The sequence below is a fragment of the Paraburkholderia sp. DHOC27 genome (assembly GCF_003429005.1).
In the GTDB taxonomy this organism is placed as follows: domain Bacteria; phylum Pseudomonadota; class Gammaproteobacteria; order Burkholderiales; family Burkholderiaceae; genus Paraburkholderia.
The window spans coordinates 454,559-468,163 of the sequence record NZ_QVQV01000004.1 but is presented as its reverse complement, the minus strand read 5'-3'; the positions used below and the strand labels follow the sequence as shown (position 1 = coordinate 468,163).

Here is a 13,605-nt window from a genome sequence, read left to right as displayed (position 1 = left end):
ATCGGTATATTGCAGCGCGGCAATTCGCAGTTACTTCGGATCGCACGACTTGCGTTGTTCGTCAAAGAACGCGCGAACATGCTCAGGCAGTTCGGCGCCCAGGAACTCAACGCCAGCGGGTTCCGGATCCGGGCTGGCAACTTTATCCGGGGTCGGAATCTTGGGCGGTTTGGCATCCATGATAGTTCTCCTGTACGAACCGATTATCTGCCTCGGTCCCTGTTTTGCACTAGTGCTGCAAAGCGATAAAACTGTTTTTCAATCCCGAATTGTTGCTTTAACGGCACAAGGCTTCGTCCCGACATCTTCTTTGAATAAAATTTAATGATTGCCTGTATTACGAACGGTCGGGCTAAAACCTTTAGGCCGTTTTTGTACCTGGCGCTGCCGGTTTCACGACAATACAAAAACACATCAAACGGACGGCGCAGTGTGCGAATTCGTACAGTCATATGCAGTTCGCCGCGCACATCGCCTCGGGTATTCCCCAGCGCTCGCAAGCTGCACTACACCTGTTTGCTGCGCTGCAGCGCTCTATTGCAGCGCGACGCCATCTGGCAAAACGGTTAAGCAAGCCCCATTTTTAAAGCGCAAACTGCGCGGACTATTTGTGTTGCGTGTGACACCTCGTCAGGACCCTTAAGCATTTCCCCGCAGTGCCGGGATCAGACTATTCCAGATGCATGACAAAAGTTCGTACGAAGAAATACGCCGTTGAACTCACGCCCTTTTCTGGTTAACGACGCCTCGCTTGATTCCGTTGACGCGATTCATGGCGATTTAAATCGTCAATTCAAATGACAAATAGGCGAATACGAGGCAAGCAGTGCCAATTCGAAATGTGAGGTCAGGCGTAGCAGGAGGCGTTGATGGCGGCGTCGTTGACAGCCGACATCATCACCGCTGGTCAGCAGCTACCGTGTCCCGCAGATAGCCAGCCGTGCGACTATGCTCCGCGCGCGCAACCTCAGCCGGCGTGCCGCACACCACGATCTGTCCACCTGCGTCGCCCGCACCGGGTCCGACGTCGATGATCCAGTCGCTTTGTGCCGCGACGCGCATGTCGTGCTCGACGACCACCACCGTGTTGCCGGCGTCCACGAGTCCCTGCAACTGGACCATCAGACGGTCCACGTCAGCGGGGTGCAAGCCGGTGGTCGGTTCATCGAGGATGTACAGCGTGTCGCCGCGTTGCGCGCGCTGCAATTCGGTGGCGAGTTTGATGCGTTGAGCTTCGCCGCCGGAGAGTTCAGTGGCCGGCTGACCCAGTCGCAGATAGCCGAGTCCGATCTCGCGCAACACAGTCAATGCCCGCATGATGTGTGCTTCGCCGACGAAGAAATCACACGCGGCGTCGACGGTCAGCGCGAGCACGTCGGCAATGTTTTTCTCGTGCCATTTGATTTCGAGTGTCTGCGGGTTGTAACGCGTACCGTGGCAGGTCGAGCAGGGCGCATAGACGCTTGGCATGAACAGCAGTTCGACGCTGACGAAGCCTTCGCCCTCGCACGTCGGACAGCGCCCTTGAGCGACGTTGAAGGAAAAGCGCCCAGCGCTGTAGCGACGCTTGCGCGCGGCCGGCGTATCGGCAAACAGCTTGCGGACGTGATCGAAGAGTCCGGTGTAGGTCGCGAGATTGGAGCGCGGTGTGCGGCCGATGGGCTTCTGGTCCACGCGCACGAGCCTGCGCAACGCCTCCATCCCTTCGACGATTTCACCGCTGGCCGGCACCTCGGCCGCCGCCAGCAGCGGATCGGTTTCGTCGTCGTCCGCGGTTTCGATCACTCGTCCGAGCCGCTCTGCCACCAGTTCCGGCAGCGCCTGACTGACGAGACTCGATTTGCCCGAACCCGAGACGCCGGTCACCGTCGTGAAGCAGCCGAGCGGAAACGCCACCTCGAGGCGGTGCAGGTTATTGCGGCTCACGTTCGCAAGCCTTAGCCATCCGGCCGGCTCGCGCGCCGTGTGGGCGCGCGGCATACTGGCTGAGAACAGATGATGACGGGTCTGCGAGGCTTCGACTGCGGCGAGGCCCGCGGGCGGTCCGCTGTAGATCACATGACCGCCTGCTTCGCCGGCGGCGGGACCAACGTCGACCAGCCAGTCGGCGCGCCGCATCATCTGCAGATCGTGCTCCACCACGAAGAGGGAATTCCCCGCGGCTTTGAGTCGTTGCAGGGCAGTGAAGAGCGCTTCCCCATCTGCGGGATGCAAACCTGCCGATGGTTCGTCGAGTACATACACCACGCCGAAAAGTTGCGACGACAACTGCGTCGCAAGACGCAGACGTTGCAGTTCACCGGAGGAGAGCGTCGGCGTGCTGCGGTCCAGTGCGAGATAGCCCAGGCCCAGGTCGACTAGCGTGGACAGGCGCTCCAGCAATTCCGCGGCGATCCGCTGGGCGGCGACGCGTTTTTCTTCGGACAGATTCGGCGTGCGCCGAACATCCGGCGCGGCCTGGTGCGACGCGCCGCCTGCCGCGATGCGGCGCGCGGTGGCGTCTAGCCGTGTCTGTTTCCCAAGCGCACGGCTTGGTGTCGTCGAGCCAGCATCGGCCCACTCGCCGCGCGCAATGGGCTCGAGCAGGGCGGCCAGACGCGCGAGTGGCAGTTGCGACAGCTCACCAATGTCGAGACCGGCGAACGTCACAGAGAGTGCCTCTTTCTTGAGACGCTTGCCGTGACACGACGGACATTCGCTGCTGATCATGTACTGCGAGACGCGCTTTTTCATCAGCGCACTTTGTGTGTTGGCAAAGGTATGCAACACGTAACGGCGCGCGCCGGTGAACGTGCCCTGGTAGCTCGGTTCGAGCTTGCGCTTGAGCGCCGCGCGCGTCTCCTTTGGCGTGAGGCCGGCATAGACCGGCACCGTGGGTTGCTCGTCGGTGAACAGGATCCAGTCGCGATCCTTGCGGGGCAAGTCGCGCCACGGCGTATCCACGTCGTAACCGAGGGTGACGAGAATGTCGCGCAGATTCTGGCCGTGCCATGCCGGCGGCCACGCGGCAATCGCCCGTTCACGGATGGTGAGCGAGTCGTCGGGCACCATTGATTTCTCGGTCACCTCGTACACGCGCCCGAGTCCATGACAGACGGGACAGGCGCCCTGCACGGTGTTAGGCGAGAAGTCTTCCGCGTACAGCATGGGCTGCTTCGGCGGATAGTTGCCGGTACGCGAGTAAAGCATGCGCACGAGGCTCGACAGCGTCGTGACGCTGCCCACCGAGGAGCGCGCACTGGGCGCACCGCGCTGCTGCTGCAAGGCGACCGCAGGTGGCAGTCCTTCGATGGAGTCGACCTCCGGCACGCCCACCTGCTCGATCAAGCGCCGCGCGTAAGGCGCGACCGATTCGAAATACCGCCGCTGCGCCTCCGCGTACAGCGTGCCGAACGCCAGCGAGGATTTGCCCGAACCGGATACACCGGTGAACACGACGAGCGCATCGCGTGGAATCTCCACGTCGACGTTCTTCAGATTGTGCTCGCGCGCGCCGCGTACCCGAACGAAGCCGCTGGAGTGCGCAACGGTGTCCGTGCCTGGTGAGGTGGGATGCGAAACGAGCGGCGATGGTTTGCTGGGAGCGGTCATATCAGCGGGGCGAACTTGTCGAAGGTGTTCAGATTGTCACAGCGACAGCGATTGAACGTCGAGCGACGCCCAGAAACGAAAAACCCAGTCTCAGAGACTGGGTTCAATGCCGGAGCAGTGTTACTGCTGCGAAGCGAAATCGAAGCTCAATTTGCCGGTGGTTGCTCGTTCAAGCATCCGGTGCTTCGACAGCATAGGCAGCATTAACGGCACTCGTGCACGCGATGGTGGTGATGCCAAACCCAATGGCAATGCCGATGATGATCATGGTCGTAATCGGCGAATGCCGGAACCGTGGACAGCGCTGTGAAAGCAGCGACGATGGCCAGGGCGAATTTTTTCATTGATTTGCTCCGTGAGATAGAGATCGTGAGAACAGCAGTTTTCGTACCAGTGCGGCACGGGATTCTAGACCAGCGCCAGGACATATCGCGGCCAGAAAAGCAAAAAGCCCAGTCGCGATGACTGGGCTAAGTGCTTGAATCTGTTGGTGCCGGAAAGAGGAATCGAACCCCCGACCTTCGCATTACGAATGCGCTGCTCTACCGTCTGAGCTATTCCGGCATCAGGAGAAACGAGATTATATGGACTTCTTTATCGCTTTGGCAAGCCCCTGCCTCAACTTTTCTTTTCGAGGTGGTATCGGGTTACGCGGTCCACTTCGTTTTTCGAACCGAGGAACACGGCCACGCGTTCATGCAGGCTCTTCGGCACGATATCCAGAATGCGCTTCTCGCCGTTGGTCGCGGCGCCGCCTGCCTGCTCGACGATGAACGCCATCGGATTGGCTTCGTACATGAGACGCAGCTTGCCTGGCTTGTCGGGCGTGCGTGCGTCCGCGGGATACATGAAGATGCCGCCGCGGTTCAAAATGCGATGCACATCGGCCACCATCGACGCGACCCAGCGCATGTTGAAATCTTCCTGGCGTGAGCCGTCCTTGCCTGCCTTGAGTTCGCTAATGTACTGCTGCACAGGCGGGAACCAGTGGCGCTCGTTCGACGCGTTAATCGCGAACTCACGCGTTTCCACCGGAATGCGCATATCACTTTGCGTGAGCACCCACGAGCCCAGTTCGCGATCGAGCGTAAAGCAGTTCACCCCGTTGCCGGTGGTCAGCACGAGCACAGTCTGCGGACCGTACACGGCGTAGCCGGCGGCAACCTGCTGTGTGCCGGGTTGCAGGAACGACTGTTCGGTAGGCTGCTGACCGTCGGGGCATCGCAGCACCGAGAAGATCGTGCCGATAGAAACGTTCACGTCGATATTCGACGAGCCGTCCAGCGGATCGAATACCAGCAGATATTCGCCCTTCGGATAATTGGCGGGGATCGGCGAGAACTTCTCCATTTCTTCGGACGCCATGCCGGCCAGGTTGCCGCCCCATTCGTTGGCTTCGAGCAGAATGTCGTTGGAGAGAATGTCGAGCTTCTTCTGTACTTCGCCCTGCACGTTCTCGCTGCCTGCGGTGCCGAGCGCATCGCCCAGTGCGCCTTTGCTGACGTGGTAGCTGATCGCCTTGCACGCGCGCGCAACGACTTCGATCAGGAGGCGCAGGTCGGCCGGCAGATTGTTGGTCTCGCGCTGCTGCTCGATCAGGTACTTCGTGAGAGTGGTACGACGGTGCAATGCCATTGCGATACTCCGATAAGGCGAAGGAATGTCTCGATTTTACCCGCAGGATGTGTCGGTCCCGTGCTTTTGAGACACAAGCCGGACGGAGTCGATGTCCGAGCTTAGTCCTTGCGCCGCAGTCTGGCCGCCGCAGCGTTGCCGGCGACGCTTGCGGCCAGCACCGCGCCGCGGCTCTGGCCGCTCAATGCCTTGGGCAATTTAGGCCGTTGCGCCTTGGGCAGCGGTTCGATTTCGCTCTCGATCTGCGCGCCATCGGCCTCGCGGGCAACGCGCAGATCAAAGTCGATTTGCAGATTCAGCCAGAACTGCGCGCTCACGCTGAAGTAGCGCGCGAGACGCAGGGCGGTGTCCGCCGAGATGGCGCGCCTGCCCAGCACGACATCGTTGATGCGTGGTGCGGGCACGCGCAGGGCTTTGGCGAGCGCATTGACTGACATACCCAGCGGGTCGAGGAACTCAGAGCGCAGGATCTCGCCGGGATGCAGTGGCGCGATCGGCTCCCCGGTCTCGAGGTCCGAAAAGTCGGTGTTGTCCAGTTCGGCGCGTGTGATGACCATTGCGGTCTCCCAATCAATCAGTGATAGTCAACGATCTCGACGTTTAGCGAATGGCCTTCCACGAAATGGAAGCAGATGCGCCATTTCGCATTGATGCGAATACTCCATTGCCCGCTGCGCTGACCCTGCAATGCCTCCAGCCGGTTGCCGGGCGGCGCGTACAGGTCTTCAATGGACACTGTCGCGTCGATCATGAGCAGCTTGCGATGCGCAACCGCTTGAATCTCGACAGGCAGTGAGCGCGCGAAAGCGCCGGAAAAAATGAGTGCTGTAGCCTTGTTGCCAAACGAAGTGATCATGGATGATTTTATAACGCGTCGCGTTAAACGTAAACCGTTAAATGAATGGGGTTTACTGTCACCTCTCGATCGCCGCGTGAACAGTCGGCCAGATGGCTAACGAATCCCTGCGTAGCCAAGGGAACAAGACGAAAAAAGGACGAAAAAAAGCCGGCAACGCGTGCCGGCTTTTCCCTGCGTGCAGCCAGAAAAAAGGATCAGGCGAGCGCCTTCTCGACGATCTCCCGCACGTCGCGCGACTTCACCTGCGCCGCCACTTTTTCCAGCGCCGCGCGCATGCCGTCGCGCAGGGTTGGCGTGAAGCGGCGCCACAGTTCGAGCGAGCGCGCGAGGCGCGCGGCCACCTGCGGATTGAGTGCGTCGAGCGCAATCACCTGCTCGGCCCAGAACGCGTAACCCGAGCCGTCCTCGGCGTGGAACTGCGCCGGATTGGCCGCGCAGAAGCTGAAGATCAGCGAGCGGGCGCGGTTCGGGTTCTTCAGGTTGAACGCCGGGTGCGCCATCAGCTTGCGCACGCTCTCGATGACGGGCCGCTGCGCGCTGCCGCGTTGCGTGGCTTGCAGAGCGAACCACTTGTCGATCACGAGCGGTTCATTTTCGAAGCGCTTGTAGAAATCTTCCAGCGCGTCCTGCGCCTGCGTGCCGCCGCCTGCCGCTGCGGCGTTGAGCAGCGCGGACAGCGCCGCCGCACGGTCGGTCATGTTGTTGGCTTCGGCATACTGCGCCGAAGCGAGGCGTACCGCGTCAGCAGGATCGTCGAGTTCCGCAAGATACGACAGCGCCAGATTCTTCAGTGCGCGACGGCCGCTCGCCTCCGGCGTGGCTTCGTAGGCGCCCGGCGTCAGATTCTGTTCGTACACGGCGAGCCAGTCTTTCTTGAGTGCCGTGGCGAGACGCTTGCGGACGAATTGCCGGGCGGTGTGCACGGCAGCCGGATTCGACTCCGCCATCTGTTCCGCCAGATAGGCTTCAGACGGCAGGATCAGCGCCAGTTCGCGGAATCCCGGTGACAGCGTCGTGTCGGTCAACACGCGCGCGAACGCGGCGACCACCGAGTCATCCAGCTCCAGCGGCAGCCCGCTCGCCGCGCGGCTTGCGAGCGCGAGCAGTTCGCGCGTGGCGAGGCGCTGCCCGGCTTCCCAGCGGTTGAACGGATCGCTGTCGTGCGCCAGCAGGAAGGCCAGCTCTTCAGCGGAGTAGTCGTACTCCACGATCACCGGCGCCGAGAAATTACGCAGCAGCGACGGCAGCGGCTTTTCGGCGACATCGACGAAGGTAAAGGTTTGCTCGCTCTGCGTGAATTCGAGCACGCGGGTGGTGGCCGGCGCGGCGCTCGCTTCACCTTCCAGACGCAGCGGCAGATCGGCGCCATTCTTGCCGATCAGGCCAATCGCAAACGGGATCAGCAGCGGACCCTTTTGCGTCTCGCGGGCAGCCGGTGCGGCGTCACCGTAACCCTGCGTGAGCGTGAGTTTGAAGGTGCGTTTTGCCGCGTCGTACTCGGTCTTCACCGCGACGCGCGGCGTGCCCGCCTGGCTGTACCAGCGTTCGAATTGCGTGAGATCGCGGCCGTTGGCATCGGCCAGCGCATGCCGGAAATCGTCGCACGTCACCGCCTGACCATCGTGGCGCTTGAAGTACAGATCCATGCCCTTGCGGAAGCCTTCGCGACCGAACAGCGTCTGATACATCCGCACGACTTCCGAGCCCTTTTCGTACACGGTCATCGTGTAGAAATTGTTGATCTCGACGTAGCTTTCCGGACGCACAGGGTGAGCCATCGGACCGGCGTCTTCGGCGAACTGCATCTGCCGCAGCACGCGCACGTCCTCGATGCGCTTGGCGGCGCGTGCCGCTTCGTCGGTTGCGCCACCGGCCATGTCGGCCGAGAACTCCTGGTCACGGAACACCGTCAGGCCTTCCTTCAGGCTCAACTGGAACCAGTCGCGGCAGGTGACGCGGTTGCCGGTCCAGTTATGGAAGTACTCGTGGCCCACCACGGCCTCGATGTTGCCGAAGTCGGTGTCGGTAGCAGTTTCGGGGTTGGCCAGCACGTACTTCGTGTTGAAGATGTTGAGCCCCTTGTTTTCCATCGCGCCCATGTTGAAGTCGCTGACGGCGACGATCATGAAGCGGTCCAGATCGAGCCCCAGACCGAAACGCTGCTCGTCCCAGCGGATCGAGTTGATCAGCGAATCCATCGCATGGCGCGTCTTGTGGAGATCGTGCGGTTCGACCCACACCTGCAACAGCTTTTCCTTGCCGGAGCCGTCCGTCACACGTTCCTCGATGCACACCAGCTTGCCAGCGACCAGCGCGAACAGGTAGCACGGCTTCCTGAACGGGTCTTCCCAGCGCGCAAAGTGGCGGCCGTCGGGCAGGTCGCCTTCTTCCAGCAGGTTGCCGTTCGACAGCAGCACCGGATAGGCCGCCTTGTCGGCGCGCAGCGTCACGGTGTACGTGGCCATCACGTCCGGGCGGTCGAGGAAGTAGGTGATGCGGCGGAACCCTTCGGCCTCGCACTGGGTGAAGAAGTTGCCGCTGGACACGTACAGACCCGAAAGCGTAGTGTTTTCAGCAGGATTGCAGATGCTGGTGAGCGTGAGCTCGAAGCTGTCCGGCACGTTGTCGACGGTCAGGCCGTGTTCGTTCGTGCGCACGGCGCCGTAGGGCTTGCCGTCAATCGCCGCGCTGACGAATTCGAGCTGCTCGCCCACCAGTTCCAGATGGGCGGCACGTGCGGCGTCCGGGTTGCGGCGCACCTGCATCGTACTTTTGACGACCGTGCGCTCGGGCACCAGATCGAATTCCAGTGCGACCGTGTCGATCAGGAAAGCCGGCGGGGCGTAATCGGCGCGACGGATGACGGGGGGCGTAGCGGTATCTGCCATGACGTTTCGTAAGAATGGGGTATCGAGCCGGCGGCGCATTCACGGCACGCCGGTATGTGAGGCCATTGTACAAAGCCAATAGTGGTCTGCGGGTCGAACTTTTTGTCTAAGGGCCAGGTCAGCGTATGATCGGGCCGCTGCACGAACCTGCCGCGACTCTACGTAAGGATAAAGAAGACCATGAAATCAGACCGTTGGACGCAGCGCGCCGTCCTGATGCTGGCGGCGCTGACGGCATTGCTGTCCGGTTGTACCAGCTACGTGACAACCCAGGTCACGGCGTTTTCGGACTGGCGCGGCAACGACGCCAGCCGCACTTACGCGTTCACGCGCAGTCCTGCGCAGCAAAACAGCATTGAACAGTCCACTTACGAACTGCTGGTGGCGAACCAGCTGGCCGTGCAAAGCTTCAGGCAAGTGGACGAGCAGCAGGCGCATTACCTCGTCGGCCTTTCGTATGGAACGCACGCCGAGACCGTGAATGTCGCCGAGCCGGTGTTTTACAGCAGCCCGTGGCCGGGTCCGTTCTGGGGACGCCCGTACGATCCGTGGGGCGCGTATGGGCCATTCCCGCCCGCGTACGTGAATCAGTCGTATCCGGTGTTCACCCATTCGCTGGGCATCCGTATCACCGACCGTGCGACCGGCAAGGAGGTCTACAACGTGATGGCACGTAACGCGGGCGAAGAGCCGTCGCTGGTGCGGGCCATGCCGTACCTCGTGAGCAGTGCGCTGGCCGACTTCCCGCTGGGCAACGGCGCGGTGCGCACGATCAAGATGCCAGTGGTCAAGAACGCGGGTATGTCGAACCAGGCGGCGGGATCGGCCGCGCCGGCTGCACCGGCCTCGACGCCGAGCGTGGTGCAATAACGCGTCGTCAGTCGCGCTGCGTGTGGCGTGGCGTGACGCGTGCAAATGCCACGTTGATGCACCAGATAAAAACGGCCCGGTCAGGTCATTCCTGCCGGGCCGTTTTGCTGGGGTGCAGCCTTGCGGTCATGCTGTCGCGCGGCGAAAGTTCGCCCGAATCGCGCTATGCGGCGATTTTCGCGTGATACGTCGAGTGCTGACGCGCTTCGCCGCGCTGATGAACCCGCTTGCCCGCCGCATACGTTTCGAAGATGGCGCGGTCGTCGCCGAGCAGCGCAAAGGCGAACAGCAGCTCTTCGAGCGATTCCGTGCGGTTCGTGCGGCGTGCCAACAGCGGCGTGGCCTGCGGGTCGAGCACCACGAAGTCCGCTTCCGAGCCCGGCTTCAGCGTGCCGACCTTATCCGCCAGATCGAGCGCCTCGGCGGCGCCCGCCGTCGCCAGCCAGAACATGCGCGTGGCGGTCAGATGATGGCCGGTGAGGCGCGCCACCTTGTGCGCTTCGTTCATTGTTTGCAGCATCGAAAACGACGTGCCGCCGCCTACGTCCGTAGCAAGCGCGATCGGCATGCCAGCCTCGTCGGCCTTGTCGAAGTCGAACAGGCCGCTGCCGAGGAACAGGTTCGAGGTCGGGCAGTGCGACGCCACCGCGCCGGTCTGCGCCATGCGCTTGCGGTCTTCCTCGTCGAGATAGATGCAATGGCCGTACACCGCGCGACGCCGCAGCAGACCGTAGTGATCGTAGATGTCCAGATAGCTGCGATGGCCGGGGAACAGGTCGGCGACCCATTTCACTTCGTCGGTGTTTTCGGCCACATGGCTCTGGATGAACACATCCGGATTCTCGCGCGCCAGCACGCCACAGGCTTCGAGTTGCGCGGCCGTCGAGGTGGGCGCAAAACGCGGCGTCAACGCATACATCTGGCGGCCACGGCTATGCCAGCGGCCAATCAGCTCGGCACTGTCGTCGTAGCCCGACTGCGCGGTGTCGCGCAGGAACTCGGGGCAGTTGCGATCCATCAGCACCTTGCCCGCCACCATCCGCAGGTTGCGCGCTTCGCTCTCGGTGAAGAGCGCGTCGGCGGATTCCTTGTGGACCGTGCAATACACGAGCGCCGTCGTCGTGCCGCAGGACAGCAGTTCCTCGACGAAGAAGCGCGCCGTGTCCTGCGCATAGGCGGCGTCGGTAAAGCGGCGCTCGGTGGGGAACGTGTAGGTGTCGAGCCACGGCAGCAGACCCGGTGCCGGCGAGGCGATCATGTCGGTCTGCGGATAGTGGATGTGCGTGTCGATGAAGCCCGGCACGATCAGTTTGTCGCGCAGGTCCTGCACCGGGGTGCCGGGGGCGAGCTGCGGCGCGAGCGTCGCATAGGCGCCGCTTGCCACGACGTGGCCATTCGCGACGATCAACAGGCCGTCTTCGTGGAAGACGGCCGCGTTGGACGATTGCGCAGGGTCACCCGTAAAGGTCAGCAGTTGTGCGCGGTAAGCTGATTGTGCCGATTGAGTCATGGGAAAAACTGTCTCCGATAGGGGGATGAAGCAGGCCTGGCGGCGGCGCGCCGTGCGCCGCTTAAAGCCCTGTGTTGCTGTTTATCTCGCGTTCGTCTCGCGCTTGCCAAGTCAGCGATCACCTGCGGCTTGCCAGTACGTGTCGAGCTTCGCGATCAACGCATCGCGTTCCGCCGGCGTCACGAACGCTGCTTCGAAACTGTTGCGGATGATGGTGTAGACCTCGCCGTCGTTGAGCTTGAGTGCTTCGATGGTGGCGAGATAGTTCGCGTTGACGTAGCCGCCGAAGTAAGCGGGGTCATCGGAATTCACCGTCACCGCGACGCCCTTGTCGAGCAGCGCCTTCAACGTGTGCTTGGTCAGGTCGTCGAACACGCACAGCTTCAGGTTCGACAGCGGGCATACCGTCAATGCAACGCGCGTGTCGGCGAGGCGCGTGACGAGCGCCGGGTCTTCGATGCTGCGCACGCCGTGATCGACGCGATCCACTTTCAGCAGATCGAGCGCCTCGTAGATATACGACGGCGGCCCTTCTTCGCCCGCGTGCGCGACCAGTTTCAGACCTTTGGCACGAGCCTTCGCAAACACGCGCTCGAATTTCGAAGGCGGATGGCCGCGCTCCGACGAATCGAGTCCCACGCCGATCAGCCTGTGCCGGTATTGATCGAACAAGGGCAGCGCTTCGTCGAAAGTGGCGAGCGCGTCCTCTTCTGATAGATGGCGCAGGAAGCACAGAATCAGTTTGCTGGTAAGGCCGCGCGCTTCCGCGTCAGCCAGCGCACGCTCGATGCCGGCCACTACCGTCGCGATCGACACGCCACGTTCCGTATGCGTCTGGGGGTCGAAAAAGATCTCGGTATGCACGACGTTGTCCGCGAGCGAGCGTTCCACGTACGCCATCGTCATGTCGTAGAAATCCTGCTCGGTGAGCAGTACGCTTGCGCCGGCGTAATAGATGTCGAGGAACGATTGCAGGTCGGTGAAGGCATACGCGGCGCGCAGTGCCTCGATGGAGTCGTAGGCGAGCTTCACGCCGTTGCGTTCGGCGAGCTTGAAGATCAGCTCGGGTTCGAGCGAGCCTTCGATATGGATGTGCAGTTCGGCCTTCGGCGCGGCTGCGACCTTGTCGGTGAGAGAAAGTGCGGTCGTCGTATTCATGCTGATTTTTCAATGAGGTGATTCGTCAGGAGTCCGTTCTGCCGGATGCACACGCGTCATGCCATCTGGGTTGCGTGGGCGTTCGCTTCAACCGCCTGCAATACCTGTGCGGCTGCGGAAATCGCAATGATCTCCGGTGACTTGTCGACAATGCCGTCCACGCCGAGCGGACATTTCATCCGCGCGATCTGCGAGGGGTCGATGCCGCGCGCCGCCAGCCGATGCTCGAACTGTTTGCGCTTGCTCAACGAGCCGATCATGCCGAAAAACGCGAAATCGCCGCGCCGCAAGATGCGCTCGGCAAGCTCGAGATCGAGCGCGTGGTTGTGCGTCATCACGATGAAATACGTGTGCGGCGCAGCTTCGTCGATTGCCGCGTCGGGTGCGTCGTCCGGATCGATGGTGACATTGGGCGCCTGTAGCGACTCCAGCGGCGGAAACTGCGCATCGCGTTCGTCGACCCAGCGCACGTGACACGGCAAGGTGGCCAGCACGCGCACGAGCGCGGCGCCCACGTGACCCGCGCCAAACAGGACGACGGCGAAATCGCGCGGTGCGATGGTCTCGGTCAGCAGCGAACTGCTTTCGTCGAAACCGGCGCCGTCCCACAACAGACAATCAGCGGTTTCGACGCCGGGTTCCGGGTCGGACAGCATCACGGCATCCGGTGCGGGCCCGAATGATACGCTACGCACGGTCGATGCACCGGCCGCCACGCGCTTGGCGAGCGACGTCACCCAGCCCAGATCGCCAACATCAAGACGCTCAAATGCGAGCACCACCGCGCCGCCGCAACACTGGCCGAGACTCGGGCCCAGCGCGAAGCGTTCGAGCCGGCGCGTGTGCGGCGTGCGCATACCGTCACGCAGAACCCGGCGTGCGCTCTCAATGGCTTTCCACTCCAGGTGGCCGCCGCCAATGGTGTGCTTCGCGGAATCGCGCGTGACGATCATCTTCGTGCCGGCTTCGCGCGGCGCCGAACCTTCGACGCGCGCAACCGTCACGAGGATCACGGCATCGCCGTGCGCGAGCAGGTGTTGCAGATCGGTCAGCCAGGCGTGCATCCGGCGTTCTCCCAAGGGGGCCGCACGGGG

10 protein-coding genes and 1 tRNA gene are annotated in these 13,605 nt (G+C 62.2%); 1 reads left to right on the top strand and 10 read right to left on the bottom strand.

The features are described 5' to 3' along the window. Nucleotides 1–30: 30 nt before the first annotated feature. The 7 genes from D0B32_RS32590 to pepN form a co-directional block, all read right to left on the bottom strand. Nucleotides 31–180: a hypothetical protein gene (locus tag D0B32_RS32590; protein ID WP_181969835.1), complete on the bottom strand. Its 150-nt coding sequence runs from the start codon at nucleotides 178–180 to the stop codon at nucleotides 31–33. 717 nt (nucleotides 181–897) lie between these two features. Next, complete coding sequence (locus D0B32_RS17620; RefSeq protein WP_117335287.1) at nucleotides 898–3,591, bottom strand: excinuclease ABC subunit UvrA; 2,694 nt, start codon at nucleotides 3,589–3,591, stop codon at nucleotides 898–900. A gap of 488 nt (nucleotides 3,592–4,079) precedes the next feature. Further along, a tRNA-Thr gene (locus tag D0B32_RS17615) sits at nucleotides 4,080–4,155 on the bottom strand. 54 nt (nucleotides 4,156–4,209) lie between these two features. Next, nucleotides 4,210–5,226 (bottom strand): class 1 fructose-bisphosphatase, encoded by a 1,017-nt coding sequence (locus D0B32_RS17610; protein ID WP_117335285.1) that lies wholly within the window; start codon nucleotides 5,224–5,226, stop codon nucleotides 4,210–4,212. 101 nt (nucleotides 5,227–5,327) lie between these two features. Further along, on the bottom strand, nucleotides 5,328–5,783 hold the full coding sequence (locus D0B32_RS17605; RefSeq protein WP_117335283.1) for a HigA family addiction module antitoxin: 456 nt from the start codon (nucleotides 5,781–5,783) through the stop codon (nucleotides 5,328–5,330). 17 nt (nucleotides 5,784–5,800) lie between these two features. Beyond that, a complete protein-coding gene (locus D0B32_RS17600) occupies nucleotides 5,801–6,082 on the bottom strand; it encodes a type II toxin-antitoxin system RelE/ParE family toxin (RefSeq protein ID WP_117335281.1) in 282 nt (93 codons plus the stop codon). Between the two features lie 197 nt (nucleotides 6,083–6,279). Next, nucleotides 6,280–8,973, bottom strand: coding sequence for an aminopeptidase N (pepN, locus tag D0B32_RS17595; protein WP_117335279.1), 2,694 nt, complete (start codon nucleotides 8,971–8,973; stop codon nucleotides 6,280–6,282). A gap of 180 nt (nucleotides 8,974–9,153) precedes the next feature. Here pepN and D0B32_RS17590 point away from each other — a divergent pair, with 180 nt between their 5' ends. Further along, nucleotides 9,154–9,843: a DUF4136 domain-containing protein gene (locus D0B32_RS17590; RefSeq protein WP_117335277.1), complete on the top strand. Its 690-nt coding sequence runs from the start codon at nucleotides 9,154–9,156 to the stop codon at nucleotides 9,841–9,843. 163 nt (nucleotides 9,844–10,006) lie between these two features. Here D0B32_RS17590 and guaD read toward each other — a convergent pair whose 3' ends face one another. From guaD to xdhC, 3 genes are all read right to left on the bottom strand, one after another. Beyond that, nucleotides 10,007–11,353, bottom strand: a complete 1,347-nt coding sequence (gene guaD / locus D0B32_RS17585) for a guanine deaminase (protein ID WP_117335275.1) — start codon at nucleotides 11,351–11,353, stop codon at nucleotides 10,007–10,009. A gap of 111 nt (nucleotides 11,354–11,464) precedes the next feature. Beyond that, nucleotides 11,465–12,511 carry an adenosine deaminase gene (locus D0B32_RS17580; protein ID WP_117335273.1) on the bottom strand — a complete coding sequence of 349 codons (1,047 nt, stop codon included), beginning with the start codon at nucleotides 12,509–12,511 and terminating at the stop codon, nucleotides 11,465–11,467. A 56-nt stretch (nucleotides 12,512–12,567) separates the two neighbouring features. After that, nucleotides 12,568–13,575, bottom strand: coding sequence for a xanthine dehydrogenase accessory protein XdhC (gene xdhC / locus D0B32_RS17575; protein ID WP_117335271.1), 1,008 nt, complete (start codon nucleotides 13,573–13,575; stop codon nucleotides 12,568–12,570). Between the last annotated feature and the right edge of the window lie 30 nt (nucleotides 13,576–13,605).

Excerpts from the sequence above, each read along its gene's own strand:
- D0B32_RS32590 (WP_181969835.1), bottom strand. The coding sequence starts at position 180 with ATGGATGCCAAACCGCCCAAGATTCCGACCCCGGATAAAGTTGCCAGC.
- D0B32_RS17620 (WP_117335287.1), bottom strand. The coding sequence starts at position 3,591 with ATGACCGCTCCCAGCAAACCATCGCCGCTCGTTTCGCATCCCACCTCA.
- D0B32_RS17590 (WP_117335277.1), top strand. The coding sequence starts at position 9,154 with ATGAAATCAGACCGTTGGACGCAGCGCGCCGTCCTGATGCTGGCGGCG.
- D0B32_RS17605 (WP_117335283.1), bottom strand. The coding sequence starts at position 5,783 with ATGGTCATCACACGCGCCGAACTGGACAACACCGACTTTTCGGACCTC.
- D0B32_RS17610 (WP_117335285.1), bottom strand. The coding sequence starts at position 5,226 with ATGGCATTGCACCGTCGTACCACTCTCACGAAGTACCTGATCGAGCAG.
- xdhC (WP_117335271.1), bottom strand. The coding sequence starts at position 13,575 with ATGCACGCCTGGCTGACCGATCTGCAACACCTGCTCGCGCACGGCGAT.
- guaD (WP_117335275.1), bottom strand. The coding sequence starts at position 11,353 with ATGACTCAATCGGCACAATCAGCTTACCGCGCACAACTGCTGACCTTT.
- D0B32_RS17600 (WP_117335281.1), bottom strand. The coding sequence starts at position 6,082 with ATGATCACTTCGTTTGGCAACAAGGCTACAGCACTCATTTTTTCCGGC.
- pepN (WP_117335279.1), bottom strand. The coding sequence starts at position 8,973 with ATGGCAGATACCGCTACGCCCCCCGTCATCCGTCGCGCCGATTACGCC.
- D0B32_RS17580 (WP_117335273.1), bottom strand. The coding sequence starts at position 12,511 with ATGAATACGACGACCGCACTTTCTCTCACCGACAAGGTCGCAGCCGCG.